Here is a 24,198-nt window from a genome sequence, read left to right on the forward strand (position 1 = left end):
GCCGACCATGTCCGCACACGAATACCGCGCCACGATCGTCTGGCGGCACGACGGCGGGGATTTCGCCAAGGGCCGCTACAGCCGCGGCCACGAATGGCGCTTCGACGGCGGCGTCACCGTGCCCGCCTCCGCCTCGCCCTCCGTCGTGCACCTGCCGCTCTCGCGCGAGGACGCGGTCGATCCGGAGGAGGCCTTCGTGGCGGCGCTCTCGAGCTGCCACATGCTGACCTTCCTCGATCTCGCCCGCCGCGCCGGGCTCGTCGTCCGCTCCTACGAGGACGAGGCGGTCGGCACCATGGAGCGGATCGCGCCCGGCAAGATGGCGGTCACCCGCGTCGTGCTCCGGCCGAAGATCGTGTTCGACGCCGAGCCGGACGCCGCGGCGCTCGCCGACCTCCATCACCGCGCCCACGACACCTGCTACATCTCGAACTCCGTGAAGGCGGAGGTCACGGTCGAGGGCGTGCCCGCACCGGCGGGAGCGCACTGACATGCGCTACCTGCCCCACACCGAAGAGGATCGCGCCGACATGCTGGCGGCCATCGGCGCCGCCCGGATCGACGCGCTGTTCCGCGACGTGCCGGAGGACAAGCTCCTCGACCGGCTCCTCGATCTGCCGAAGCGCAAGACCGAACTCGAGGTCACGCGCACGCTCCGCGCCATCTCCCGGAAGAACCACGCCGCCGCCGACGGGCCGTTCTTCCTCGGCGCCGGCGCGTACCGCCACAGCGTGCCTGCCGCGGTCGACCACCTGATCCAGCGCTCCGAGTTCCTGACCTCCTACACGCCGTACCAGCCGGAGATCGCCCAGGGCACGCTGCAATATCTCTTCGAGTTCCAGACCCAGGTGGCGAACCTCACCGGGATGGAGGTGGCGAACGCCTCCATGTACGACGGCTCGACGGCGGCCGGCGAGGCGGTGCTGATGGCGCACCGCATCACCAGGCGAGGGAAGGCGGTCGTCTCCGGCGGTCTCCACCCGCACTACCGGGAGGTGATCGCCACCCTTTCCGATCTCGCCGAGGACGAGGTCACGGCCCTGCCGCCCGACCCGGGCGGGACCGAGGACATCGTCGCGGCGATCGACGGCGAGACGTCCTGCGTCGTCGTGCAGTCGCCCTCCTTCTACGGACAGCTGATCGACCTCGCGCCGATCGCGGAAGCGGCGCACCGGCACGGCGCGCTGCTTGTCGCCGTCTTCACCGAGGTGGTCTCGCTCGGGCTCGTCGAGCCGCCGGGCGCGCAAGGGGCGGACATCGCCGTCGGCGAGGGCCAGGGGCTCGGCAACCCGCTCGGCTTTGGCGGCCCCTATGTCGGGCTCTTCGCCACCCGCTCGAAATTCGTCCGGCAGATGCCGGGCCGGCTGTCCGGCGAGACGGTCGACGCGGAAGGCCGGCGCGGCTTCGTCCTCACCCTCTCCACGCGCGAGCAGCACATCCGTCGCGACAAGGCGACATCCAACATCTGCACCAATTCCGGCCTCTGCGCGCTCGCCTTCACCATCCACATGACGCTGCTCGGCGAGAAGGGGCTGAGGGAGCTCGCGACCGCCAACCACGTCCGCGCCTGCCGCACGGCCGACGCGCTCGCGCGGATCCCGGGCGTCGAGGTGCTGAACGAGAGCTTCTTCAACGAATTCACGGTGCGGCTGCCGAAGCCGGCGGCGCCGGTCGTCGACGCGCTCGCGGCCCGCGGCATCGTCGCCGGCCTGCCCGTCTCGCGGCTGGAGCCGGCCCGGCCCGAACTCGCGAACCTCCTCCTCGTCGCCGCCACGGAGACGGCGATCGACGAGGACGTGGCCCGTTTCGCCGAGGCGCTCGAGGAGGCGCTCTGATCATGCTGAACAGGGACGACCGCCCCACCCGCGCCGCGCCGGTCGAGCGCAAGCGCGAAACCTTCACGGGCAACTGCGCGCTGCAGATCGAGGAGCCGCTTCTCTTCGAGATCGGCCGGACGGACATCACCGGCGTCGACATCGACGTGCCGGACCATTCCGGCGACCGGCTCGGCAAGCACCGCCGCAAGGCCCCGATCGGCCTCCCCGCGCTCTCTGAGCCGGAGGCGGTGCGCCACTACGTCCGCCTCAGCCAGAAGAACTACGCCATCGACGCGGGCCTCTATCCGCTCGGCTCCTGCACGATGAAGCACAATCCGCGGCTCAATGAATCGGTCGCGCGGCTGCCGGGCTTTGCCGATCTCCACCCGCTCGCACCGCAGCCCCTGGTGCAGGGCGCGCTGGAGCTCGTCCACGAGCTCGGCCGCTGGCTGATCGAGATCACCGGCATGCACTCCGTCGCCATGAGCCCCAAGGCGGGGGCGCATGGCGAGCTCTGCGGCATGATGGCGATCAAGGCGGCGATCCGCGCCCGCGGCGAGGACCGCACGATCGTGCTCGTGCCGGAATCGGCGCACGGCACGAACCCGGCCACTGCCGCCCTCCTCGGCTTCACGGTCGTCAACGTGCCGGCGCGCCAGGATGGCACGGTTGCGGCCGCGGAGGTGCGCCGGCTCGCATCCGAGCATGAGGGCCACGTTGCGGCGATCATGCTGACGAACCCGAACACCTGCGGCATCTTCGAGCCGGAGGTGTGCGAGATCGCGGAGGCCGTCCATGCGGCCGGCGGCTATTTCTATTGCGACGGGGCGAACCTCAACGCGATTCTCGGCAAGGTGAAGGCGGGAGCGCTCGGCGTCGACGCCATGCACATCAACCTGCACAAGACCTTTTCCACCCCACATGGCGGCGGCGGGCCGGGCGCCGGTCCGGTCGTGCTGTCGGAGGCGCTCGCCCCCTTCGCCCCGCTGCCGGCGATCGTGAGGAAGGCAGAGGGGTACCGGCTCGTGGAGGATTCCGGCGACGAAGCGGCTCTTCGCCCCTTCGGGCGCATGACCGCCTTCCACGGCCAGATGGGCATGTTCGTGCGCGCCTATGCCTGGATGCTCTCGCACGGTTCCGACGGGATGCGGCAGGCCGCGGAGGACGCAGTCCTCAACGCGAACTACATACGGGCGCGGCTCGACGATCTGATGAGCGTGTCCTTCCCCGATCATCCGGCCATGCACGAGGCGCTCTTCGACGACCGTTTCCTGGACGGCACGGGCGTCACGACGCTCGATTTCGCCAAGGCGATGATCGACGAGGGTTTCCACCCGATGACGGTCTACTTCCCGCTCGTCGTGCATGGCGCGATGCTCGTGGAGCCGACCGAATCGGAATCGCGGGCGAGCCTCGATCTTTTCGTCGCGACGTTGCGCGACCTCGTGATGGCCGCAAAGCGGGGCGACACTGATCGCTTCAAGGACGCGCCCCGCTACGCGCCACGCCGGCGGCTCGACGAGACCCGGGCGGCGCGCCAGCCTGTTCTCAAATGGTCGCCGCCCGAGCCGATCGGGGAGGCGGCGGAATAGGAGACCCGATGGACGGAATCCCGGAGACATCCGAGATCCTCGCGACGATCGCCCGGCTGGAAGGCGCGTTCGAGGACCATCCGGACCCCGAGGTGCGCCGCCTCCACGCGCTCTATCTGAAGCTTTGCCGGCGCTTCGAGGAGGACCTCGGCGACGCCCGCGACCGCGCCCTCTCCCGCGCCGCTGTCCTCATGCTGATCCGGCTGCAGGAGGAAGGCGCGGGGGACTAGGGTCGGGGTTCCGTCGTGATCCGCCTGGTGGAAGCTCGGACGACCGTTGCGCCGGCTCTATCGCGCCGCTGACGAGAACGCCTCCGCAGTCAGCCCCGAGACGTTGCCGCGCAAGGTGCCACCGAGCGCCCAGTAGAACTGCTGGGTGACGGTCGGAGCGGTTTCAATCGCCACTCCAATAGCCTTCGTGTCAGGCTCCAGCCGGATTTCGGCGGAGCGGCCGGCGGCATTCAAGGTCACGAGTTCGGTATCGCTCGGTACCCAGATCGAGCAGTTCGTCCCGGAGACGATCGGACAGGCCGCCTGCACATTCGCCCCTTCCGCGCCAGCCGCCTGGATATTCAGGTCGCCCCCGCCGCTGATCGCAGCAGCGTTCCGAACGTCGATCATCACCTGGATCTCGGTGCCCGCACCCGTAGGCGCACTGCTCGGACGATCCGGATCCGTCGCGGCAGCCGGCGCGATCGCGGCTTGGGCGAAGGCCGTGCTCGCGAACAGCCCGGTCGGGTCAGCCCGCGAAGCCGCCTCCGGTTCGGCGGCACTCCTGGTCTTCTGCCCTGCTTGCACACCGATTGAGACATTCGCGATCAAGGCAGGGGCCATCATCGCGGCGATGAAGTACTGTCTTGCATTCCGATCGGCGGTGGCGACGGAAGTCGCGAGCCCCAGCACCGCAAAAATTCCAACGCCCATCCAGACCCCCAGCGCGGGAATGGCCGCCTCCTTGCCATCCAGCCCCGCCGTCGCCAGTTGCGAGGCGATACGGACGAGGAAAGGCGCGGCTCCTCCGATGAGAGCCACGAAGACGAGAAGCGGAATGGGATGGGCTTCTGCAGGGTCGCCCGGCAGCGGAATTCCTCCATCCGGGTCGTCGACAGGAACATGTGTCATGGCTTGCCCCCAACATCTTAGGACAAGTAATAGTTTACCGTACTCCGCGAAGTAACTCCAGGTTGCATTTGTTCAGGCCCCAAACCGGAACAGCTGCACGCTTTCCCACGGCCCGCCTTGGTAGCGCCAGAGATGGAGGCCGACACCCCTGACGGAGAAGGCCCGGAACCCGGCTGCGAGTTCCCGCTGAAGGCGTTCCGCCTCCTTCGGCGTCACCTTGTTCTGGATCGTGACGTGCGGGCGGAAGCCCATGCGGTCCTGGTCGACGAGCCAGTGGGACCATTCGGCGGCCAGACCGTTGCGCAGCGCGGAGAGCTGCGGCGACTCCAGAAAATAGGCGACGCCCGTCCCGATCGACTTCACGGAGACGGCGCGGAGCTCGAACGGGCGCTGTCCGCGCGCGCAGGCCTGGAGGAGCCCCTTGATCTCGCGGGCGCGATCGCCCGGCAGCTGATGGAACAGCGTGACGTGCGCCGGCACCTGGTTGCGGTCCGGCGGATAATGCCGGCGCCGGAGCGCATCGAGCCGGGCGAAGGACTCGCCGTCCATCTCGAGGGTGAGGACGAACGGCCGGGTGCCGTTCAGACCAGGTCCGGCGACCATTCGCTGAGCGCTTCGACGGTGGCCGGAAGCTCCGACAGCCGGCGGACGACGGTCAGCGCGCCCGCGTCCATCAGAGCCTCGGAGTGCCCCGGCCAGCTGTGCGAGGCACCGACAAAGCCGATGACGCGCATGCCTGCGGCGACCGCGCCGGCAACACCGGACACGGAATCCTCGACGACGATCGCGTCGGCCGGATCGGTCTCGAGCACGGCGGCCGCATGCAGGAAGACGTCGGGAGCCGGCTTGCCGCGGCCGTCGCCCACGTCCCGCGCCGAGAACACGTACGGGCGGAACCGCTCGTAGAGGCCGGCCACTTCGAGCGTCATGCGCAGCCGTTCCGGCCGGGAGTTGGAGCAGATGCAGCGCGGCCAGTCGAGCCGGTCGAGCATCGCGTCGGCGCCCCGGACGGGGACGGCCTCGCGCTCGAGACGGCTGTCCGTTTCCTCCTCGGCGCGCCGGACGAGCGCATCCGGAATGCCGCGCCCGAGTTCCTCGGCGGCGATCTCGAAGATGCGTTCGGTCGTCAGGCCGGCGAAGCGGTGGGCCACCTCCTCGGCCGTGATCGGATAGCCGGCCTCGGTGAGGATCTCAGCGTCGACGCGGGCGGCGATGATCTCGGAATCGACGAGAACACCGTCGCAATCGAATATGACGAGCATCCGCGCCACTTAGGGCCCCGGGGGATGTGGCACAAGCGGCGGGCGCGCGAAGCGGCGCCGCCGCGTTCCCGTGACCTCCCGCCCCGCCGCGTGTCACCCGGCGCTTCCTTCATGCCGCCCGCGCGACATGCGCGCGCTTGCCGGTGGGCGGGCCGGGGGATAGTGTCCGCCCCTTCGGATCAAGGAGCGAATTGTTGCGCTACGTTTCCACGCGCGGGGAAGCGCCCGTTCTCGGATTCCGCGACGTCGTGCTGACGGGCCTGGCGCGGGACGGCGGGCTCTACGTGCCCGAGACCTGGCCCCGGCTCGCCCCCGAGGAGATCGCCGATCTCGCCGGCCTGCCCTATGCGGAGGTCGCCGCCCGGATCATCGGCCGGTTCACGGGCGGCGAGATCGACGACGGCACGCTGCGGCGGATCCTCGAGGAGGCCTACGGCACGTTCCGGCACAAGGCCGTGACGCCGCTCGTGCAGATCGCTCCGAACCATTTCGTGCTCGAGCTCTTCCACGGCCCCACGCTGGCGTTCAAGGACGTCGCCATGCAGGTGCTCGCGCGCCTGATGGACCATTGCCTCGCCGAGCGCGGCTCGCGCGCGACCATTGTCGCCGCGACGTCGGGCGATACCGGCGGCGCGGCGATCGAGGCGTTCCGCGGCCGGGAGCGCATCGACATCGCCATCCTCTTCCCCGACGGCCGCGTCTCGCCGGTCCAGCGCCGGCAGATGACGACCGCCGACGACGACAATGTCCGCGCGATCGCAGTCAAGGGCACGTTCGACGATGCCCAGGCGCTCGTGAAGGCGATGTTCAACGACTTCGCGTTCCGCGACCGCGTGTCGCTTGCCGCCGTGAACTCCATCAATTGGGGGCGGATCGTCGCGCAGGCCGTCTACTATTTCTACGCCGGCGTCGCCCTCGGCGCGCCGCACCGGCCGGTCGCCTTCACCGTGCCGACGGGGAATTTCGGCAACGTCTTCGCCGGCTACGTGGCGCACAGGATGGGGCTGCCGATCGCGAAGCTGGTCGTCGCGACGAACGTCAACGACATCCTCGACCGCACGATCCGGACCGGGCGCTACGAGGTGCGGGGGGTGACGCCGAGCTCCTCGCCTTCGATGGACATCCAGGTCTCGTCGAATTTCGAGCGGCTCATCTTCGATGCCGAGGACCGCGAGCCCGGCGATGTGCAGCGGCTGATGTCGGGGCTGTCGCAGTCCGGGGCCTTCACGCTCGAGCCGCGTGCGCGCGAGGCCATCCGCCCGCTCTTCACCTCCGGCGCCTGCGGCGAGCCGGAAACCGCGGCGACGATCCGGCGCACGCTGCGGGAGACGGGGATGCTGGTCGATCCGCACACCGCCGTCGCCATCGCGGTCGCCGAGCACAATCTGGACCAGCACGTGCCGATGGTGACGCTCGCCACCGCGCATCCGGCCAAGTTCCCGGAGGCGGTGGAACTCGCCACCGGGATCCATCCGGAGCTGCCCGAGTGGGCGAGGCCGATCCTGACCAGGCGCGAGCGCTATGAGGTTCTCCCGGCGGACCTGGCGCGGGTCGAGGCGGCCGTCGAGCAGCATTCCCGCGCCGCGCGCATGGCGGTCTGACGGCGCATGACGATCGAAGTCTCACGGCTCGCCAACGGCATCACGGTCGTCAGCCACCGCATGCCGCAGCTGGAGAGCGTGGCGCTCGGCGTATGGGTCGGCGCCGGCGCGCGCTCGGAGGCCGTTCACGAGCACGGCGTGTCCCACCTCCTCGAGCACATGGCCTTCAAGGGCACGCGGCGGCGCTCCGCGCGCGAGATCGCGGAGACGATCGAGGCCGTCGGCGGCGAGATGAACGCCGAGACGAGCGTCGATCACACGGTCTATTACGTCCGCGTGCTGAAAGAGGACGTTCTGCTCGGTCTTGACGTTCTCGCCGACATCCTCACGGATTCCCTGTTCGATGCGGAGGAACTCACGCGCGAGCAGCACGTCATCGCGCAGGAGATCGGAGCCGCCCTCGACACGCCCGAGGACATCGTCTTCGACTATTTCCAGGAAGCGGCCTATCCGGGGCAGGCGATCGGCCGGAGCATCCTCGGCACGCCCGCTTCCGTGAAGGCGCTCGGCCCCGCCGACCTCACGCGCTTCCTGGGGATGCATTACCGCGGACCGGGCATGGTGGTTTCCGCCGCCGGCGCGATCGACCACGACGGCCTGGTCGCTGCGGCGGAGCGCAGCCTCGCCTCCGTACCGGCGGCCTCGGGACCCGCGGAGGAGCCGGGCACCTATCGCGGCGGCCAGTGGCTGAAGCGGAAGAAGCTGCAAGAGGCGCAGATCCTGCTCGGCTTCGAGGCGCCTTCATTCCGCCACCCGCGCTACCACGCGGCCATGCTCCTGTCGTCGGTCCTCGGTGGCGGCATGGCCTCCCGCCTGTTCCAGGAGGCGCGGGAGAAGCGCGGGCTCTGCTACTCGATCTACTCCTTTCACTGGCCCTTCATCGACACCGGGATCTTCGGCATCCAGGCCGCTACGTCGGAGGCGGACATCGAGGCGCTCGTCCAGGTCATCCTGAGCGAGACGGCGCGGCTCGGCGACAGCATCATGCAGGCCGAGCTCGACCGGGCGAAGGCGCAGATGCGGGCGGGCCTCCTGATGGCACTGGAAAGCCCGCTCGCGCGCGCCGGACAGATGGCGCGACACGTGCTCATCCATGGCCGGCCGCTCGAGCTCGCCGAGATCGTGGCGGCCATCGACAGGGTGACGCCGGCGGAGATCGGCGAGGCGGCCGAGGCGATGCTGAAATCGCCGCCGACGCTCGCCGGCATCGGCCCGATCAGGCCGCTGCCCGGCGCCGCCGCGATCGCCGACCAGCTCGCCAGGCTGGGAGCCTGACGCGATGGCGTTCCTGCGCAGCACGTCCGCCTACGATCCCGCGCCGGTCATTGCCGGGCGAGGCGTGTTCCTCAGGAGCCCGGCCCATGCCGACTATTCGGACTGGGCGAGCCTCAGAGGCGAAAGCCGCAGCTTCCTCACGCCCTGGGAGCCGACCTGGCCAGCCGACGACCTGACCCGCGCCGCCTTCAGACGCCGGATTCGGCGCTATCAGCAGGAAATCCGGGACGACCGGGCCTATCCCTTCTTCGTCTTCCAGGCCGGCTCGGGCATTCTCGTCGGCGGACTCACGCTCTCCAATGTGACCCGCGGGATGACGCAGACCGGCACCATCGGCTACTGGATGGGCGAACGCTACGCCAACCGCGGCTACATGACCGCGGCCTTGACCGCACTCGTGCCATTCGCCTTCGGCATCCTTCATCTCCACCGGCTCGAGGCGGCATGCCTGCCGCACAACAAGCCTTCGCGGCATCTCCTCGAAAAGGTCGGCTTCCGCGAGGAAGGGCTTGCGCGGGGCCTGGTCTGCATCAATGGCCGTTGGCAGGACCACGTGCTGTACGGGCTGCTCGCCGAGGACCCCAAGCCGGCCGGCGGGTGAATGCCATCGTGATGCCGCTTTGGCGGGCTTGAGGTGCCGGCTGCATAACTTTACTGGTTAAGCTTTAGACATCCGATCCGGAGGATCTGCCGTGCGCGCGGGCGAGTTCCTAAAGCGCCTCTTCGTCGCGTTCGCACTGCTGGCCTTCGTTGCTCCCGCCTCCGCTCTGGAGGCGGTGCCGGTGCCGCCCGCGGCGAAGACGCTCGACCTGTCCGATACGGTCGAGCACTACACGAGCCCCAACGAGCGGCTGCAGGTCTCGACGGCACCCGGGCCGGACGGCATCGTCCGCCGGATCGAGGTTCGCTCCGAAGCGGGAGCGGGCGCGTCCGACTGGATCGTGTTCGCCCTCGCGAACCCGACGGATGAGCAGATCGACCGCCTGATCGTGGCGCCGCACTACCGGCTGGTCGGTTCCGGGATCATCTGGCCCGATCTCGGCGCGATCCGGATTGCCGCCGTGACGCCGAGCGAGGGTTTCGCACCCGAACGCATCGCCTCGGCGGAGGCCGACATCTTCCGGATCACGCTCGATCCGGGCGCCATCGTGACCTACGTCGCCGAGATGGGCTCGCCCAACCTCCCGCAGCTTCATCTGTGGGAGCCGGACGCGCACGAGGAGACGGTCAACAGCTACACGCTCTACCGCGGCATCGTCCTCGGCATTGCGGGCCTGCTCGCGCTTTTCCTGAGCGTGCTCTTCGTTGTGAAGGGCACGGCCATGTTCCCGGCGACGGCAGCCCTCGCTTGGGCGGTCCTCGCCTACATCTCGATCGATTTCGGCTTCTGGCACCGCGCCTTCCCGATCGCGGTTTCGAGCGAGCCCTACTGGCGTGCCGGCACGGAGGTCGTGCTCGCCGGCGCGCTCGTCGTCTTCCTCTACACCTACCTCCATCTGCACCGCTGGCACGTCCGCTACAGCCACGTCGCGATCGGCTGGATGTTCGGGCTCGCGATCCTTGCCGGCGTTACCGTGTTCGACCCGAGCCTCGCCTCGGGCATCGCCCGCATTTCGCTTGGCCTCACCGCGGCGGTCGGGATGCTGGTCATCCTGGTGCTCGCCTTCCGCGGCTTCGATCGGGCTATCATGCTGATCCCGACCTGGGCGGTCCTCTTGTTCTGGGTCCTGGCGGCATGGCTGGCGGTCTCCGGGCGGACCGACCACGCCGCCCTCCAGCCCGCGCTCGCCGGCGGCCTCGTGCTGATCGTCATGCTGGTCGCGTTCACGGTCATGCAGCACGCCTTTGCCGGCGGCGCGCTCGCCCAGGGCCTGATCAGCGATGCCGAGCAGAAGGCCCTTGCGCTGGTGGGCGCCGGCCACGCGATCTGGGACTGGGAGGTTGCGCGCGACCGCGTCGAGACCGGACGCGAGGTGGACCGGCTCCTCGGCTGCAAACGCGGCGCGCTCGAAGGTCCGGTCCGGACCTGGCTCGACGCGATGCATCCTGCAGATCGCCCACGGTTCGAGGCCGTGCTCGAGACCGTCACCCGGAACCGCCGCGGGCGCATTCACCAGACGTTCCGGATGCGGGCAGCCGACGGTCACTTCCTGTGGTTCGAGCTGGTGGCGCGCCCGATCATCGGCACCGACGGCGAGGTGATGCGCTGCACCGGCACCGTCACCGACATCACGGACGAGAAGGTCGCGGAGGAGCGGCTTCTCCAGGACGCCGTCTACGACAATCTCACCGGGCTGCCCAACCGCGAGCTGTTCCTCGACCGCCTCAACGCGGCGCTGACGCGCAGCCGGATCGACCAGCTCGCTCTTCCGAGCGTGCTCGTCCTCGACCTCGACCATTTCAAGGGGGTGAACGAAGCCTTCGGATATTCGGTCGGCGATTCGGCACTGCTTGCCATTGCCCGCCGCCTCTCCCGCCTCCTTCGCGAACAGGACACCCTGGCACGGCTGCAGGGGGACTCGTTTGCCGCCATCATCCTTTCGGAGCTCGAACCGGATCGGGTCGAGCACCTGGCCGAGGAATTCGTGTCGGTCGTGAAGGCCCCGATCACGATCGGCGACAGCGAGGCGCTCGTCACTGCTTCGGCCGGCCTGGCGACCGGTTCGGGCGGCACCGCGGCCGACCTTTTGCGCGAGGCCGAGGCCGCCGTCTACGAGGCCAAGCGCGAAGGCGGCGACCGGCTGCACCGCCTCGTCCCAGGCACGATGGCCAGAGAGCCGCGTTCCGATCTTGCCGCGGATCTCAGGCGAGCGCTCGACGGCGGCGAGATCGAGCTCCACTACCAGCCCGTGATCCGCCTGTCGGACGGCTCGGTCGCCGGCTTCGAGGCGCTGATGCGTTGGGAACACCCCAAGCTCGGCCCGATTCCGCCCCAGGACTTCATCCCGATCGCCGAGGAAACGGGCCTCATCGTCCAGCTCGGCGTCTTCGCGCTCGACCGTGCGGCGAGAGAACTCGCCGGCTGGCAGAGCGGCATGGATCCGGCGGCGTCGCCCTTCGTCTCGATCAACGTCTCCAGCCGGCAGCTCTTCCGGCACGATCTCATCAACGACATCAAGGCGGTCCTCACGCGCACCGGCATCGCGCCGGAGACGCTGAAGCTGGAGATCACCGAATCGCTGGTCATGCAGAACCCGGAATTCGCAGCGAAGGTGCTCGGCCGCATCAGGGACCTCGGCGCGAGCCTCGCCCTCGACGATTTCGGCACCGGCCATTCGAGCCTCGCCTATCTGCAGCGCTTCCCGTTCGACACGCTGAAGGTCGATCGCTCCTTCGTGCGGCCGAACGGCTCCTCGGCGCGGCCGATCATCCTGCGCGCGATCGTCCAGCTCGCCCACGATCTCAACATGACCGTGGTGGCCGAAGGCGTGGAAGGCGAGGCGGAATCGCGCGAGCTGAAGGAGATCGGCTGCGACTTCGCGCAGGGCTTCCTCTACGGCCGGGCGATGCCGAGCCAGATGGTCCAGCAGATCCTGCGCCGGGCGGAGCCGATGGCCCGCGCGAGCTGATCAGGCGTGGCCGGCTTCCGCCGACAGCATGGCGGCAGCGACGCCGATCTTCGCCAGCGCGCGCTCGTACTTGCTGTCGAGATCCTCGTCGAACAGGATCGCCCGGTCGGCCGGGCTGTTCAGCCAGCCATTGGCCTGAATCTCCTGCTCGAGCTGTCCGGCGCCCCAGCCGGCATAGCCGAGCGCGAGCATCGCCCGCCCGGGGCCGCGGTCTTCCGCGATCGCCCGCAGGATTTCCAGCGTCGCCGTCAGGCAGACGCCGTCGGCGATCGGCAGGCTCGCGTTCTCGAGGAAGAAGTCGGCCGAATGCAGGACGAATCCGCGCCCGGTCTCGACCGGTCCGCCGCGATGCACGCGAACGGTCTGGGCGGAGCGGGGAAGCTGGCTCTCCTCGCCGGGAGGAATGATCTCGAGCTGCACGAGCAGATCGCTGAACTGGATGTCCGGCGCGATCTTGTTGATGATGATCCCCATGGCGCCGTCGGCAGAATGTGCACACATATAGACGACGGAGCGCGCGAACCTGGGATCCGCCATGCCGGGCATAGCGATCAGGAGCTGGCCGTCGAGGAACCCTTCGGGTGCGCTGCGCTTCGCCATGGGGAAATCGTATCAACCATCCGCCTGCTTTGGTAGCGGCACGCATGAGGACTCGCCGACATGATCGAGACCGCTCCCAGCCCGCCCGCTTCCCGGGAAACGAAATGATGTCGAACACGATCCATCGCGCGCTTCTATTCGCTCTCATGCTCGCCGTGGCGCCGGCGGCGCCGGCTTCGGCCGCGCAATCGGCCTGGACTCCCATCCCGGAAGGCAAGCTGAGGCTGCTCCTCGTGCGCGGCCCGGGCGACGAGCTGAAGGGCGGCGTGGAGATCGCTCTCGAGCCCGGCTGGCACACCTACTGGCGCAATCCCGGTGACGCCGGCGTGCCGCCGCAGTTCGACTTCTCCGGCTCGGCAAACGTGGAGCGCGTGGAGGTCCGCTTCCCGGCGCCGGAGCGCTACGACGACGGCACCAGCGTGTCCGCAGTCTACCGGGACCACGTCGTGATTCCGCTCGCGATCAGCCCGCGCCGTGCCGGAGCCGTCACACTGAAGATGTCCGCGATGCTGGGCGTCTGCGCCGAGATCTGCATTCCGACGGATGCGGAGGCGGAGGTCACCCTGGCCGCGGAGTCGGCCGGAGATCCCGTGGCCAAGGCGCAGCTGGCGCTGTTCGAACGGATGGTGCCGGGCGGCCCCAAGCCGGGGCAGTTCGACATCGGCGGGATCACGGTCGGCCCGGATGCCATCTCCGTCGAGGTTATCGCCCCGGCCGGGGCCGATCCCGAACTGTTCGTTGATGGCCCGTCCGACTGGTTCCTGGGCCAGCCGGAGCGCGTGGCTCAGGATGGCGAGCGGTTCCGCTACACGATCGCCATCAACGGCCGCCCGACTGCTGAAGGCGCCCGGACGATCCGGTTCGTGGCGACGTCTGCCGGCAGCGCGATCGAGAAGACCGAAACGATTCGCTGACCGTTCCTCTGGACCGCGTCGCGATTGCGCTTACCTTGCACGCCCGTGCGATTCACTGCAGCGAGAGGAAGCGATGACGATTGCCGTTGGCGAGCGCCTGCCGGAGACCGATTTCTTCGTCCTGAACAACGGGCGCCCGCAGAAGATCTCGTCCCGCGAGATCTTCGCCGGGCGCAAGGTGGTTCTCTTCGGCGTGCCCGGCGCCTTCACGCCGACCTGCTCGCTCAACCACCTGCCGGGCTTCCTGGAGCAGCACGACGCAATTCTGGAGAAGGGCGTCGACGAGATCGTGGTCGTCGCCGTGAACGACGCCAACGTGATGGACGCCTGGTCGGAGTCCACCGGCGGCAAGGGCCGCATCCGCTACCTGTCCGACGGCAATGCCGATTTCGCGACGGCGACCGGCCTCGACCAGGACAGCAGCGGGGTCGGCCGCGGCACGCGCATGAAGCGGTTCGCGATGATCGTCGAGGACGGCGTCGTGCGCACCCTCGATGTCGAGGACAATTCCGGCGAGGCGGTCAGGAGCAGCGCCGCGCGCATCCTGGAACAGCTCTAGGAGCTTAGCCCGCCGCCGCGGGCGGGCGCCCGCCGGCCTTCTTCAGGAACGGCTTCATGCCGCGCCGGGCGAGTTCGTCGGCGCGCTCGTTGAGGTCGTGGCCGACATGGCCGCGCACCCAGTGCCAGCTGACCTCGTGCTCGGCGAGCAGCGCCTCGAGCGCCTGCCAGAGGTCCGAATTCTTGACCGGCTTTCGGTCCGCCGTGCGCCAGCCGTTCCGCTTCCAGCCGTGGATCCACTTGGTGATGCCGTCGCGCAGGTACTGCGAGTCGGTATGGACCTCGACGGTGCAGGGCCGCTTCAGCGTCGAGAGCGCCTCGATCGCGGCCGTGAGCTCCATGCGGTTGTTGGTGGTGTGCGGCTCGCCGCCGCAGATCTCGCGCTCCGTTCCGCGGAACTCGAGGATCGCGCCCCAGCCGCCGGGGCCGGGATTGCCGGAGCAGGCGCCGTCCGTGTGGACGATGACGATATCCTCGGCCATCACAGGTCCACGCCGTATTCGGCCGCGCTCCGGACCCTCTGGTGAAAGCGGAGCTTGCGGGCATATTCGAGCGGGTCCTTGGGCGTGACGAGCGCGCCGTCGGGAACCGTCAGCCAGTCGTAGAGCCGCGTCAGCAGGAACCGCAGCGCCGCGCCGCGCGCGAGCACGGGCAGCGCCGCGCGCTCCTCGCCGGAGAGCGGACGGACGCTCTCATAGCCCTGGATCAGCGCGCGGGCCTTCGTGACGTTGAAGGTGCGGTCGGGCTCGAAGCACCAGGCGTTCAGGCAGATCGCGATGTCGTAGGCGAGCAGGTCGTTGCAGGCGAAATAGAAGTCGATCAGGCCCGAGACGCGATTGCTCAGGAAGAACACGTTGTCGGGGAAGAGGTCGGCGTGGATGACGCCCTCGGCGAGCCCCTCCGGCCAGGCGCGCTCGAGAAAGTCGAGCTCCGCCACGATCAGCACGCCGAGGCCCGGCTCCACCACGCCCGCCCGCTCGCCCGTGAGCTCGAAGAGGGGGCGCCAGCCGCCGAGCGAGAGCGCGTTCGCCCGCCTCAGCGCGTAGTCGCGGCCGGCTTCGTGCATTTCGGCGAGCGCCCGTCCGAGGCTCTGGCAGTGGACCGGCTGCGGCCGGCGGAGCGAGAGGCCTTCCAGGAAGGAGACGATCGCGGCCGGCCGGCCGGCGATGCGATGGAGCGCCTGGCCGCCCCGCGCCCGGACCGGAAGCGGACAGCTCACGCCGCGTTCCGCCAGATGCTCCATGAGGCCCAGGAAGAAAGGCAGGTCGGCTTCCGCCACCCGCTTCTCGTAGAGCGTCAGGATGAAATGGCCGGCCTCGGTATGGACCAGGAAGTTCGAGTTCTCGACCCCCTCCGCGATGCCCTTGAACGAGAGCAGCGCGCCGAGGTCGAAGGCTTCCAGAAAGGATTCCAGCTCGCCGTCGGTGACGTCGGTATAGACCGCCATGGGCCGTGATGATCCTTCCTGCGGGATGCGCGATTGACCGCGCGCGTGGCCGTGTTACCGGTGGGCCGAGGCACCGTCAAACCGCCAGGCGCGGTGTCCCCGCCGTTTCCGAGCTCCCATGAACCCTCCCGACTGGCTCTGGGTGGTGTGCACCATCCTCGCCGCGACCGCGCAGACCATAAGGAACGCCGCGCAGCGGAGCCTCGTCGCGGAGATCGGCACCGCCGGCGCGACCCACATCCGCTTCCTGTTCGGGCTGCCCTTCGCCTTGCTCGCGGTGGCCGCCCTCCCTTTGCTGGGCTTCCCGATGCCGCGGCCGAACCTCGTCTTCTTCGGCTGGGCGGCGCTCGGCTCCGTGGCGCAGATCGGCGGGATGGCGGCGCTCCTCTCCGCGATGCAGCGCCGCTCCTTCGTCGTCGTGACCGCCTATTCGAAGACGGAGCCGGTCCAGGTCGCGATCTTCGCCCTCCTCGTCCTGCACGAGCCGGTGACCGTCATGCTGGCGGCGGCGGTGCTGATCGCCACGGCAGGCGTCATGCTCACGTCATGGCCGAGGCGGTCGGGCGGCGAAGCGTTCTCCTGGCAGCCGGCGGTGCTCGGCATCGCCTCCGGCGGGCTCTTCGCGTTCGCGGCGGTCTGCTTCCGGGGAGCGGTCACGAATCTTGGCGCCGACTTCCTGCCCGCCGCCACGTTCACGCTCGGCGTGTCCCTTGCGACGCAGACCGTTCTCCTCACCGCATGGCTGCTCCTCACCCGGCCGGCCGTCCTGCCGGCGATCGCCAAGGCGTGGCGGCCGTCGCTCGGCGTCGGCTTTCTCGGCGCATTCGCGTCTCAGATGTGGTTCCTCGCCTTCGCGCTCGAATCGGTCGCGCGCGTGCGGACGCTGGGGCTGGTGGAAATGATCGTCGCCGCATTCATCTCGCGCCGCGTCTTCGCGCAGACGCCGACCTTTCGCGACGTGGGCGGCATGACGCTCATCATCCTCGGCGTGGCGATCCTCCTCGCCACATGAGCGGCCGGCTCAGGCGGCGGCTTCGCGCAGCGACTTCGGCAGGTTGAAGGTGACCGTCTCGGTCGCCGTGCGGACGAGCTCGACCTCGACGCCGCCCTTCTCCGCAAAGGCGTCGATGATCTCCTCGACCAGCACCTCCGGCGCCGAAGCCCCGGCCGTCAGGCCGATCGTGCGCGCGTCCTCGAAATCGGCCCAGTCGATGTCGGCGGCGCGCTGGACCAGCACGGCCCTGGGGCAGCCGGCCCGCTCGGCGACTTCGCGCAGGCGCTGGGAGTTGGACGAGTTCGGCGCGCCGACGACGATCAGGGCGTCGACCCGCGGCGCCACCGCCTTCACCGCCTCCTGCCGGTTCGTCGTCGCGTAGCAGATGTCCTCCTTGTGCGGGCCGACGATGCTCGGGAACCGGTCCTCCAGCACCTTCACGATCTCCGCGGTGTCGTCGACCGACAGCGTCGTCTGCGTCGCCCAGGCGAGGTTCTCGGCATTCGCCGGCTCGAAGCTGCGCGCGTCGTCCGGGGTTTGCACGAGAGTGACCGACCCGGGCGGCAGCTGGCCCATCGTGCCCTCCACCTCCGGATGGCCGGCATGGCCGACGAGCACGATCTCGCGGCCGCGGCGATGGTGCAGGACCGCCTCCTTGTGGACCTTGGAGACGAGCGGGCAGGTGGCGTCGAAGAAGAACAGGCCGCGCGCGGCCGCGTTCTCCGGCACGCTCTTCGGTACGCCATGGGCGGAGAAGACGACCGGCTGGCGCGTGTCGGGGATCTCGTCGAGGTCTTCGACGAACACGGCCCCCTTGGCCTTCAGGCCTTCGACCACGTAGCGGTTGTGCACGATCTCGTGGCGGACATAGACGGGCGCGCCGTAACGCTCCAGCGCCTCCTCCACGATCTGGATGGCGCGGTCGACGCCGGCGCAGAAGCCGCGGGGCGCGCACAGCAGGATGCGCCATCTGGGGGAACCGTCCATCGGCGGGAGATAGGGACCCTCAGCCGTCGCCGTCAAGCGCAGCCGGCCCCTTGGCCGAACGACGCCGCCCCCAGAGGAACACGAGGACGACCGCCACGAGCGCCGCCGCGAGGCCGTACCAGGTGACGGCGTATTGCAGGTGGTTGTTCGGGAAGCGCATCAGTGTCTCGCCGGCCTGCGGGAGCCCCCCCGGCGGCGTCTCGGCCGCGACGAGGTCGATCGAGAAGGGTGCCACCGGCCCGTCGAGCCCGGCCGCCGCGGCGATCGGGCCGATGGAGCGGGTGAAGAAGAGCCCGCTCTCCGGCTTGTCCTCGGGCGTGAAGACGGTCCGCACGTCGTCCGGGCGGAGGAGGCCGACGACGGTCGCCGGCGCATCGCTCAGCGTCTCGCCGCGCTCGGCGGGCCGGAACCTGTCCTGCGGCGCGAAGCCCCGGTTGACGAGGACGGTGCCGCCGCCGTGGAGAACGAACGGGGTGACGATCCAGTAGCCCGGGCCGCGCAGCGGACCGTTCGGGTCGGGCAGGTTGGTGAAGACCCGGACCTCGCGCTCGTGCAGGAAGCGGCCCTCCAGCCTGAACGGCCGGTATTCGAGCATTTGGAGGTCGAGCCCGCCCCACGCGCCGGGCGGCGGCAGGTCGAGGACCGGGAGGCCGGGCCGCTCCGCCACCGCCGCAAGGAGCGCCTCCTTGTCGTGGAGCCGCCGCATCTGCCAGTTGCCGAGCGAGACGAGAACCGCCAGCGCGGCGAACACGGCCACCGCGCCGAGGACGATGCGGACCAAGCCGACCCTGCGCTCCATCACACCGGCGGGCGGTCGATCTCGCCCTCCTGCGCCTTGTGCGCGTATTGCAGCGCGATCAGCACGCCCTTGAACGGGCGGAGCAGCGCGAGGGACAGGAAGACGACGAGCGGCCCCCAGAGGATGACGTGAACCCAGGCCGCCGGCTCGAAGGATACCTCGACGAGGAGGGCGGCAGCCGCGACCACGAACCCGACGATCAGGATGATGAAGACGGCGGGCCCGTCCGCGGAATCGGCGAAGGCGAGGTCCAGGCCGCAGACGCGGCAGCGCGGCTCGAGCCTCAGGAACCCGGCGAACAGCCTCCCCTCGCCGCAGCGCGGGCAGCGGCCGCGCAGGCCCACCGAGAACGGGTTCTGCGGCGGGTGGAGTGCGCGGTCTTCGCTCATGATCGCCGATCTAAAGCCGGCGCAGGCGCGCCGGCGCCTGCTCAGCCGCCGTAGACCGCGCCCGCATTCCCCCACACGTAGATGGAGAAGAACAGGAACAGCCAGACCACGTCGACGAAGTGCCAGTACCAGGCCGCGGCCTCGAAGCCGAAGTGCTGCGTCGGGGTGAAGTCCCCCCGCATGGCGCGGATCAGGCAGACGATCAGGAAGATCGTGCCGACGATCACGTGGAAGCCGTGGAAGCCGGTCGCCATGAAGAAGGTCGCGCCGTAGATGTTGCCGGAGAAGGCGAACGGCGCGTGCATGTATTCGTAGGCCTGCACGGCGGTGAAGATGAGGCCGAGCACGATCGTCAGGATCAGCCCGTACTTCAGGCCCTGGCGGTCGTTGTGAAGCAGCGCGTGGTGCGCCCAGGTGATCGTGGTGCCGGACGTCAGGAGGAGCAGCGTGTTGAGCAGCGGCAGGTGCCAGGGATCGAGCACCTCCATGCCGGCGGGCGGCCACTGGCCGCCGGTCGCCTCGAGGCGGCCGTACTGGATCGCCTCGTTGGTGAACAGGCTCGCATCGTAGAACGCCCAGAACCAGGCCACGAAGAACATCACCTCGGAGGCGATGAAGAGCAGCATGCCGTAGCGGAGGTGCAGCTGGACGACCCGCGTGTGGTAGCCCCGATGCGATTCCTTGATCACGTCCGCCCACCAGGCGAACATCGTGTAGAGCACGCCGATGAAGCCGGGGGCGGTCCAGAGCCAGCTGCCGCCGTGCATGGCGTAGATCGCGCCGAGCGCCAGCGCGAAGGCCGACATCGAGCCGATGAACGGCCAAGGGCTCGGGTCGACGAGGTGATAATCGTGGTGCTTCGCGTGAGCGTCAGCCATTGCCATGCCTTCCCAGACTTCCGTTGCGCCTGCGCGCCCCGATGCTCCTAAAGTGGTTTGCTCGCCCCGTCGGCTTCCGAGCGCGCGACGGGTTGTCCCGCCGGCTCGGCGGGGAAGAACGTGTAGGACAGCGTGATCGCCCGGACCGGCTTCATGTTCCGGTCGTCCACCATGTCGGGCGAAACGAAGAACTGCACGCCCATGCGGATCGACTCGCCCGGCCCAAGGTCCTGCCGGGTGAAGCAGAAGCAGGCGATCTTGTTGAAGTAGGAGCCGGCCGCGTCCGGGGTGACGTTGAAGGTCGAGGTGCCCACCGTCGCCACGTCGGACGTGTTGGTGGCGATGAAGTCGACGGTGGCGGTCTCGCCGAGCCGGACCTTCACCTGCGGCACCTCGGGACGGAAACGCCACGGCAGCCCGACGACATTGGCGTCGAACCGGACGTAGACTTCGCGCTCGAGGACGCGGTCGGACTCGCCCGAAGCTACCTGCGTCGTGCCGCCGTAGCCCGTGACCTTGCAGAAAAGGTCGTAGAGCGGGACGGCGGCATAGGCCATGCCGATCATCCCGAGCACGACGGAGGCGAGGCCGATCGCGAGGAACCGGTTGCGCGCGCCGGAGGTCTTCATGTGCCGCCTCCCAGCCGCACCACCGTGATGACGTAGAAGAGGATCACGAGTCCCGCGAGAAGCAGCGCAAGGGCGACCGAGCGGGTGCGCCGGCGCCTCTTCTGCTCGGGGGTGAGGCGGATGCCCTCGGCCATGGTCATGCCCATCCCCACGGGCGCAGCAGCGCCTCGCCGAGGAGCACGGCGAAGAGAGCGAAGAGATAGACGATCGAGAAGCCGAACAGCGCCTTCGCCGCCCGGTGCCGTTCGGCATCGCCCCGGCGGAGGAGGACGAAGGCGCGGCGCACGAATTCCGCCCCGAGCAACGCCGCGGCGATGCCGTAGGCCGGCCCGGCAAAGCCGAACAGGTAGGGAGCGAGGCCGACGGGGGCGAGCAGCAGCGCATAGGCGAAGATCTGCCGGCGCGTCGACGCGTCGCCCGCCACGTTCGGCATCATCGGGATCCCGGCGCGCGCGTAATCGTCGCGCGCGAACAGCGCGAGCGCCCAGAAATGCGGCGGTGTCCAGGTGAAGATGACGAGGAACATCAGGACCGGCGCGAGCGAGACGTCGCCGGTCACCGCCGCCCAGCCGATCACCGGCGGGAAAGCGCCGGCGGCGCCGCCGATCACGATGTTCTGGGCCGTCCAGCGCTTCAGCCAGGCGGTGTAGATGACGGCGTAGAAGAAGATCGTGAACGCCAGCAGGCCTGCGGCCAGCCAGTTCGCGGCGAGCCCGAGCACCATCACGGAGATGCCGGCGAGCGTCAGGCCGAAGCCGAGCGCCTCCGCAGGCTGGATGCGGCCGGCCGGGATCGGGCGTGCCGACGTCCGCCGCATGACGGCGTCGATGTCGGCGTCGTACCACATGTTGAGCGCGCCGGACGCGCCCGCGCCGACCGCGATCGCGAGCAGCGCGACGACGCCGAGCACCGGGTGAATGCCGCCCGGTGCCGCGAGCATGCCCACGACCGCAGTGAAGACGACGAGCGACATGACGCGCGGCTTCAGGAGCGCCACGAAATCGCGCACCTCGCCGCCGTCCAGCGCCTCCGTCTTCGTCACTTCAAAGGCCACGCCAGTCCTCGTTCGTTCGTGGGGAGGTTTCCCCGGAAAGACGGCCGCGGCCGGAAGGCCGCGACCCGTTCTTGCGTCTGCCGACCCCGGTCAGCGGATCCGCGGCAGCTCTTCCCACTGGTGGAAGGGCGGCGGCGACGGCAGCTGCCATTCGAGCGTCGTGGCGCCCTCGCCCCAGGGATTCGGCCCCGCGATGCGCTTCTTCGAGAAGGCTTCGAAGATGCCGTAGAGGAAGATGAACACGCCGATGAACGAGAGGTACGAGCCCAGCGACGAGATCAGGTTCCAGCCGGCGAACGCGTCCGGATAGTCGATGTAGCGGCGCGGCATCCCGGCGAGCCCGAGGAAATGCTGCGGGAAGAAGACCAGGTTCACGCCGATGAACGTGACCCAGAAATGGGTCTTCGCGACCATCGAATTGTACATGTAGCCCGTCATCTTCGGGAACCAGTAGTACCAGCCGCCGAAGATCGCGAACACGGCACCGAGCGACAGCACGTAATGGAAGTGTGCCACCACGTAATAGGTGTCGTGCAGCGAGCGGTCGAGGCCGGCATTGGCGAGCTGGACGCCCGTGACGCCGCCGACCGTGAACAGGAAGATGAAGCCGATCGCCCACAGCATCGGCGTGCGGAAGGTGAGCGAGCCGCCCCACATGGTGGCGATCCACGAGAACACCTTCACGCCGGTCGGCACCGCGATCACCATCGTGGCGAACGTGAAATAGGCCTGCGTGTCGACGTCGAGGCCGACGGTGAACATGTGGTGGGCCCACACGATGAAGCCGACGACGCCGATCGCCACCATGGCGTAGGCCATGCCGAGATAGCCGAAGATCGGCTTGCGCGCGAAGGTCGACACGATGTGGCTGATGATGCCGAAGCCCGGCAGGATCAGGATGTAGACCTCGGGATGCCCGAAGAACCAGAACAGGTGCTGGAACAGGATCGGGTCGCCGCCGCCCGCGGGATCGAAGAAGGTCGTCCCGAAATTGCGGTCGGTCAGCAGCATTGTGATGCCGCCGGCGAGGACGGGCAGCGACAGGAGCAGCAGGAACGCCGTGATCAGCACCGACCAGGCGAACAGCGGCATCTTGTGCATCGTCATGCCGGGCGCGCGCATGTTGAAGATCGTGGTGATGAAGTTGATCGCGCCGAGGATCGAGGACGCGCCCGCGATGTGGAGCGACAGGATCGCGAAGTCCATCGCCGGGCCCGGCTGGCCGGAGGTGGAGAACGGCGGATAGATCGTCCAGCCGCCGCCGACGCCGAAGCCGCCCGGGGGCCCTTCGACGAACAGCGAGATCAGAAGCAGCATGAAGGCCGGCGGCAGCAGCCAGAACGAGATGTTGTTCATGCGCGGGAACGCCATGTCCGGCGCGCCGATCATGATCGGGACGAACCAGTTGGCGAAGCCGCCGATCAGCGCCGGCATGACCATGAAGAAGATCATGATGAGGCCGTGCGCCGTCGTGAACACGTTGTACATGTGCTTGCCGGTGTCGAGCGCCATGCCCTCGTCGACGCCGTAGACCATCTGCGCGAGGCCGTGGAAAATCTGGATCCCCGGCTCCTGCAGCTCCATGCGCATGGCGACGGACAGCGCGCCGCCGATGATCCCCGCGATGATCGCGAAGATCAGGTACATCGTGCCGATGTCCTTGTGGTTCGTCGAATAGAGATAGCGCTTCCACCCGGTCGGGTGGGCGGCGTGCGCTTCGTGAGTCGCAGCGGTTGCCATTCGGATCAACTCCTAGCCTGCATCGCGTCGCGGCGGCGCCCTCAGCGGGCGGCCACCTCGGTGTTGTTCTTTTCGGCTTCGATCGAGCGTGCGAGCTGCTCGTAGGCGCCCTCGAGATCGACCGCGGCAGCCTCGGCCCAAGCCCTGAACTGCTCCTGCGAGACCACCTGGACGGCGGCCGGCATGAAGGCGTGGTCCTTGCCGCAGAGCTCGGAGCACTGGCCGTAGAAGATGCCTTCCCGCTCGGCCTTGAAATAGGTCTCGTTGAGGCGGCCGGGGACCGCGTCGACCTTGATGCCGAAGGGCGGGATCGCGAAGGAATGGAGCACGTCGCCCGCCGTGACCTGCACCCGGACGAAGGTGTCGACCGGCACGACCATCGCGTTGTCGACGGACAGGTTGCGGATGCCGTTCGGAGGCAGATCGGCGTCGGGCACCATGATGGCGTCGAAGCTCAGCGCGTCGGCCGGCGCGCCGTTGGCCACGCTGTCTTCGTCGGCGCCGTACTCGAACCCCCAGTACCACTGGAAGCCGGTGACCTTGACGGTGAGGAACTGCGTGTTCTCGGGGTCGAAATCCGCATAGATCTTGGCCGGATCGTACTGGCCGAAGAGCAGGCGGAAGGAGGGGATCGCGATCGCCACCAGGATCAGCACCGGGACGACCGTCCACAGCACCTCGACCAGGGTGTTGTGCGAGACGCGCGACGGCGTCGGGTTCGCGCTCGCGCGGTACCGGTAGATGCACCAGCCGAGCAGCACGGTCACGAACAGCGTGATCGCGGTCACGATGATGAGCGTGTACCAGTTGAACCAGCTGATGAACTCCATCACCTGGGTGGCCGGAGCCTGGAGGTTCATCTGCCAGGGGTAGGGGCCTGGATGATCGACCTGCTGAGCGGCGGCCATGCCGGCCAGCGCCGCAAACCAGGTCAGGACCGCGAGCCCTCTCGCCAGTATCGCCATTGGATTC

General features: G+C 68.8%; 26 protein-coding genes. 11 read left to right on the plus strand and 15 right to left on the minus strand.

The window, feature by feature from the left end; all coding sequences use genetic code 11:
* The first annotated feature begins 7 nt into the window (after positions 1-7).
* From ACUN0C_RS07645 to ACUN0C_RS07660, 4 genes are read left to right on the plus strand one after another with little or no spacing between them, the layout of a single operon-like run.
* Positions 8-490 (plus strand): OsmC family protein, encoded by a 483-nt coding sequence (locus tag ACUN0C_RS07645; protein ID WP_445465737.1) that lies wholly within the window; start codon positions 8-10, stop codon positions 488-490.
* Position 491: 1 nt separating this feature from the next.
* Complete coding sequence (gene gcvPA / locus ACUN0C_RS07650; protein ID WP_445465738.1) at positions 492-1,835, plus strand: aminomethyl-transferring glycine dehydrogenase subunit GcvPA; 1,344 nt, start codon at positions 492-494, stop codon at positions 1,833-1,835.
* Between the two features lie 2 nt (positions 1,836-1,837).
* The gene (gene gcvPB / locus ACUN0C_RS07655; protein WP_445465739.1) at positions 1,838-3,409 is read left to right on the plus strand and encodes an aminomethyl-transferring glycine dehydrogenase subunit GcvPB; all 1,572 of its coding nucleotides are present in this window, start codon (positions 1,838-1,840) and stop codon (positions 3,407-3,409) included.
* An 8-nt stretch (positions 3,410-3,417) separates the two neighbouring features.
* Positions 3,418-3,639 (plus strand): hypothetical protein, encoded by a 222-nt coding sequence (locus tag ACUN0C_RS07660; protein WP_445465740.1) that lies wholly within the window; start codon positions 3,418-3,420, stop codon positions 3,637-3,639.
* Between the two features lie 57 nt (positions 3,640-3,696).
* Here the strand turns inward: ACUN0C_RS07660 and ACUN0C_RS07665 are convergent, their stop codons facing one another.
* From ACUN0C_RS07665 to ACUN0C_RS07675, 3 genes are all read right to left on the minus strand, one after another.
* Positions 3,697-4,530: a hypothetical protein gene (locus tag ACUN0C_RS07665; protein ID WP_445465741.1), complete on the minus strand. Its 834-nt coding sequence runs from the start codon at positions 4,528-4,530 to the stop codon at positions 3,697-3,699.
* A gap of 72 nt (positions 4,531-4,602) precedes the next feature.
* Positions 4,603-5,133: a 2'-5' RNA ligase family protein gene (locus tag ACUN0C_RS07670; RefSeq protein WP_445465742.1), complete on the minus strand. Its 531-nt coding sequence runs from the start codon at positions 5,131-5,133 to the stop codon at positions 4,603-4,605.
* Positions 5,112-5,792 carry an HAD family hydrolase gene (locus ACUN0C_RS07675; RefSeq protein ID WP_445465743.1) on the minus strand — a complete coding sequence of 227 codons (681 nt, stop codon included), beginning with the start codon at positions 5,790-5,792 and terminating at the stop codon, positions 5,112-5,114. The genes ACUN0C_RS07670 and ACUN0C_RS07675 overlap by 22 nt, the downstream gene beginning before the upstream one ends.
* A gap of 194 nt (positions 5,793-5,986) precedes the next feature.
* Here ACUN0C_RS07675 and thrC point away from each other — a divergent pair, with 194 nt between their 5' ends.
* The 4 genes from thrC to ACUN0C_RS07695 all read left to right on the plus strand — a co-directional run bounded on the left by thrC (position 5,987) and on the right by ACUN0C_RS07695 (position 12,237).
* Positions 5,987-7,393, plus strand: a complete 1,407-nt coding sequence (gene thrC, locus ACUN0C_RS07680) for a threonine synthase (RefSeq protein WP_445465744.1) — start codon at positions 5,987-5,989, stop codon at positions 7,391-7,393.
* 6 nt (positions 7,394-7,399) lie between these two features.
* A complete protein-coding gene (locus tag ACUN0C_RS07685; protein WP_445465745.1) occupies positions 7,400-8,668 on the plus strand; it encodes a M16 family metallopeptidase in 1,269 nt (422 codons plus the stop codon).
* A 4-nt stretch (positions 8,669-8,672) separates the two neighbouring features.
* Positions 8,673-9,269 (plus strand): GNAT family N-acetyltransferase, encoded by a 597-nt coding sequence (locus ACUN0C_RS07690; RefSeq protein WP_445465746.1) that lies wholly within the window; start codon positions 8,673-8,675, stop codon positions 9,267-9,269.
* 91 nt (positions 9,270-9,360) lie between these two features.
* The gene (locus ACUN0C_RS07695; protein ID WP_445465747.1) at positions 9,361-12,237 is read left to right on the plus strand and encodes an EAL domain-containing protein; all 2,877 of its coding nucleotides are present in this window, start codon (positions 9,361-9,363) and stop codon (positions 12,235-12,237) included.
* Here ACUN0C_RS07695 and ACUN0C_RS07700 read toward each other — a convergent pair whose 3' ends face one another.
* Positions 12,238-12,837 (minus strand): YqgE/AlgH family protein, encoded by a 600-nt coding sequence (locus ACUN0C_RS07700; protein WP_445465748.1) that lies wholly within the window; start codon positions 12,835-12,837, stop codon positions 12,238-12,240.
* A gap of 107 nt (positions 12,838-12,944) precedes the next feature.
* On the opposite strand from ACUN0C_RS07700, the gene ACUN0C_RS07705 reads away from it, so the two are divergent.
* A complete protein-coding gene (locus ACUN0C_RS07705; RefSeq protein ID WP_445465749.1) occupies positions 12,945-13,751 on the plus strand; it encodes a protein-disulfide reductase DsbD domain-containing protein in 807 nt (268 codons plus the stop codon).
* A 73-nt stretch (positions 13,752-13,824) separates the two neighbouring features.
* A complete protein-coding gene (locus ACUN0C_RS07710) occupies positions 13,825-14,310 on the plus strand; it encodes a peroxiredoxin (protein ID WP_445465750.1) in 486 nt (161 codons plus the stop codon).
* Positions 14,311-14,314: 4 nt separating this feature from the next.
* On the opposite strand, the gene rnhA is transcribed toward ACUN0C_RS07710, so the two are convergent.
* Positions 14,315-14,791 (minus strand): ribonuclease HI, encoded by a 477-nt coding sequence (gene rnhA, locus ACUN0C_RS07715; RefSeq protein WP_445465751.1) that lies wholly within the window; start codon positions 14,789-14,791, stop codon positions 14,315-14,317.
* Positions 14,791-15,756 carry a homoserine kinase gene (gene thrB, locus ACUN0C_RS07720; protein WP_445465752.1) on the minus strand — a complete coding sequence of 322 codons (966 nt, stop codon included), beginning with the start codon at positions 15,754-15,756 and terminating at the stop codon, positions 14,791-14,793. The genes rnhA and thrB overlap by 1 nt, the downstream gene beginning before the upstream one ends.
* A gap of 118 nt (positions 15,757-15,874) precedes the next feature.
* Here thrB and ACUN0C_RS07725 point away from each other — a divergent pair, with 118 nt between their 5' ends.
* Entirely contained in the window at positions 15,875-16,768 is an 894-nt protein-coding gene (locus ACUN0C_RS07725) for a DMT family transporter (RefSeq protein ID WP_445465753.1), read from the plus strand.
* A 9-nt stretch (positions 16,769-16,777) separates the two neighbouring features.
* On the opposite strand, the gene ispH is transcribed toward ACUN0C_RS07725, so the two are convergent.
* The 9 genes from ispH to coxB form a co-directional block, all read right to left on the minus strand.
* Positions 16,778-17,737 carry a 4-hydroxy-3-methylbut-2-enyl diphosphate reductase gene (ispH, locus tag ACUN0C_RS07730; RefSeq protein ID WP_445465754.1) on the minus strand — a complete coding sequence of 320 codons (960 nt, stop codon included), beginning with the start codon at positions 17,735-17,737 and terminating at the stop codon, positions 16,778-16,780.
* A 19-nt stretch (positions 17,738-17,756) separates the two neighbouring features.
* Positions 17,757-18,536 (minus strand): SURF1 family protein, encoded by a 780-nt coding sequence (locus ACUN0C_RS07735; protein ID WP_445465755.1) that lies wholly within the window; start codon positions 18,534-18,536, stop codon positions 17,757-17,759.
* Positions 18,536-18,925, minus strand: coding sequence for a DUF983 domain-containing protein (locus ACUN0C_RS07740; protein WP_445465756.1), 390 nt, complete (start codon positions 18,923-18,925; stop codon positions 18,536-18,538). Before ACUN0C_RS07740 ends, ACUN0C_RS07735 begins: the two co-directional genes overlap by 1 nt.
* A gap of 41 nt (positions 18,926-18,966) precedes the next feature.
* Complete coding sequence (locus ACUN0C_RS07745) at positions 18,967-19,803, minus strand: cytochrome c oxidase subunit 3 (protein WP_445465757.1); 837 nt, start codon at positions 19,801-19,803, stop codon at positions 18,967-18,969.
* A gap of 47 nt (positions 19,804-19,850) precedes the next feature.
* Complete coding sequence (locus tag ACUN0C_RS07750; protein ID WP_445465758.1) at positions 19,851-20,432, minus strand: cytochrome c oxidase assembly protein; 582 nt, start codon at positions 20,430-20,432, stop codon at positions 19,851-19,853.
* Complete coding sequence (locus ACUN0C_RS07755) at positions 20,429-20,572, minus strand: hypothetical protein (RefSeq protein WP_445465759.1); 144 nt, start codon at positions 20,570-20,572, stop codon at positions 20,429-20,431. The genes ACUN0C_RS07750 and ACUN0C_RS07755 overlap by 4 nt, the downstream gene beginning before the upstream one ends.
* Positions 20,569-21,486: a heme o synthase gene (locus ACUN0C_RS07760; RefSeq protein ID WP_445465760.1), complete on the minus strand. Its 918-nt coding sequence runs from the start codon at positions 21,484-21,486 to the stop codon at positions 20,569-20,571. Before ACUN0C_RS07760 ends, ACUN0C_RS07755 begins: the two co-directional genes overlap by 4 nt.
* Before the next feature lie 90 nt (positions 21,487-21,576).
* Positions 21,577-23,226, minus strand: coding sequence for a cytochrome c oxidase subunit I (gene ctaD, locus ACUN0C_RS07765; RefSeq protein WP_445465761.1), 1,650 nt, complete (start codon positions 23,224-23,226; stop codon positions 21,577-21,579).
* A gap of 41 nt (positions 23,227-23,267) precedes the next feature.
* A complete protein-coding gene (coxB, locus tag ACUN0C_RS07770) occupies positions 23,268-24,191 on the minus strand; it encodes a cytochrome c oxidase subunit II (protein WP_445465762.1) in 924 nt (307 codons plus the stop codon).
* Positions 24,192-24,198: the final 7 nt, after the last annotated feature.

The sequence above is a fragment of the Faunimonas sp. B44 genome (genome assembly GCF_052655945.1).

What these genes read in the sequence shown, in the direction of transcription:
- ACUN0C_RS07700 (WP_445465748.1), bottom strand. Translation starts at nt 12,837, where the DNA reads ATGGCGAAGCGCAGCGCACCCGAAGGGTTCCTCGACGGCCAGCTCCTG.
- gcvPB (WP_445465739.1), top strand. Translation starts at nt 1,838, where the DNA reads ATGCTGAACAGGGACGACCGCCCCACCCGCGCCGCGCCGGTCGAGCGC.
- ACUN0C_RS07755 (WP_445465759.1), bottom strand. Translation starts at nt 20,572, where the DNA reads ATGACCATGGCCGAGGGCATCCGCCTCACCCCCGAGCAGAAGAGGCGC.
- ACUN0C_RS07725 (WP_445465753.1), top strand. Translation starts at nt 15,875, where the DNA reads ATGAACCCTCCCGACTGGCTCTGGGTGGTGTGCACCATCCTCGCCGCG.
- ACUN0C_RS07750 (WP_445465758.1), bottom strand. Translation starts at nt 20,432, where the DNA reads ATGAAGACCTCCGGCGCGCGCAACCGGTTCCTCGCGATCGGCCTCGCC.
- ACUN0C_RS07660 (WP_445465740.1), top strand. Translation starts at nt 3,418, where the DNA reads ATGGACGGAATCCCGGAGACATCCGAGATCCTCGCGACGATCGCCCGG.
- ACUN0C_RS07735 (WP_445465755.1), bottom strand. Translation starts at nt 18,536, where the DNA reads ATGGAGCGCAGGGTCGGCTTGGTCCGCATCGTCCTCGGCGCGGTGGCC.
- rnhA (WP_445465751.1), bottom strand. Translation starts at nt 14,791, where the DNA reads ATGGCCGAGGATATCGTCATCGTCCACACGGACGGCGCCTGCTCCGGC.
- ACUN0C_RS07740 (WP_445465756.1), bottom strand. Translation starts at nt 18,925, where the DNA reads ATGAGCGAAGACCGCGCACTCCACCCGCCGCAGAACCCGTTCTCGGTG.
- ACUN0C_RS07670 (WP_445465742.1), bottom strand. Translation starts at nt 5,133, where the DNA reads ATGGTCGCCGGACCTGGTCTGAACGGCACCCGGCCGTTCGTCCTCACC.
- ACUN0C_RS07675 (WP_445465743.1), bottom strand. Translation starts at nt 5,792, where the DNA reads ATGCTCGTCATATTCGATTGCGACGGTGTTCTCGTCGATTCCGAGATC.
- ACUN0C_RS07665 (WP_445465741.1), bottom strand. Translation starts at nt 4,530, where the DNA reads ATGACACATGTTCCTGTCGACGACCCGGATGGAGGAATTCCGCTGCCG.
- ispH (WP_445465754.1), bottom strand. Translation starts at nt 17,737, where the DNA reads ATGGACGGTTCCCCCAGATGGCGCATCCTGCTGTGCGCGCCCCGCGGC.
- ACUN0C_RS07690 (WP_445465746.1), top strand. Translation starts at nt 8,673, where the DNA reads ATGGCGTTCCTGCGCAGCACGTCCGCCTACGATCCCGCGCCGGTCATT.
- thrB (WP_445465752.1), bottom strand. Translation starts at nt 15,756, where the DNA reads ATGGCGGTCTATACCGACGTCACCGACGGCGAGCTGGAATCCTTTCTG.
- ACUN0C_RS07685 (WP_445465745.1), top strand. Translation starts at nt 7,400, where the DNA reads ATGACGATCGAAGTCTCACGGCTCGCCAACGGCATCACGGTCGTCAGC.
- gcvPA (WP_445465738.1), top strand. Translation starts at nt 492, where the DNA reads ATGCGCTACCTGCCCCACACCGAAGAGGATCGCGCCGACATGCTGGCG.
- ACUN0C_RS07745 (WP_445465757.1), bottom strand. Translation starts at nt 19,803, where the DNA reads ATGGCTGACGCTCACGCGAAGCACCACGATTATCACCTCGTCGACCCG.
- ACUN0C_RS07645 (WP_445465737.1), top strand. Translation starts at nt 8, where the DNA reads ATGTCCGCACACGAATACCGCGCCACGATCGTCTGGCGGCACGACGGC.
- ACUN0C_RS07705 (WP_445465749.1), top strand. Translation starts at nt 12,945, where the DNA reads ATGTCGAACACGATCCATCGCGCGCTTCTATTCGCTCTCATGCTCGCC.
- ACUN0C_RS07710 (WP_445465750.1), top strand. Translation starts at nt 13,825, where the DNA reads ATGACGATTGCCGTTGGCGAGCGCCTGCCGGAGACCGATTTCTTCGTC.
- coxB (WP_445465762.1), bottom strand. Translation starts at nt 24,191, where the DNA reads ATGGCGATACTGGCGAGAGGGCTCGCGGTCCTGACCTGGTTTGCGGCG.
- ctaD (WP_445465761.1), bottom strand. Translation starts at nt 23,226, where the DNA reads ATGGCAACCGCTGCGACTCACGAAGCGCACGCCGCCCACCCGACCGGG.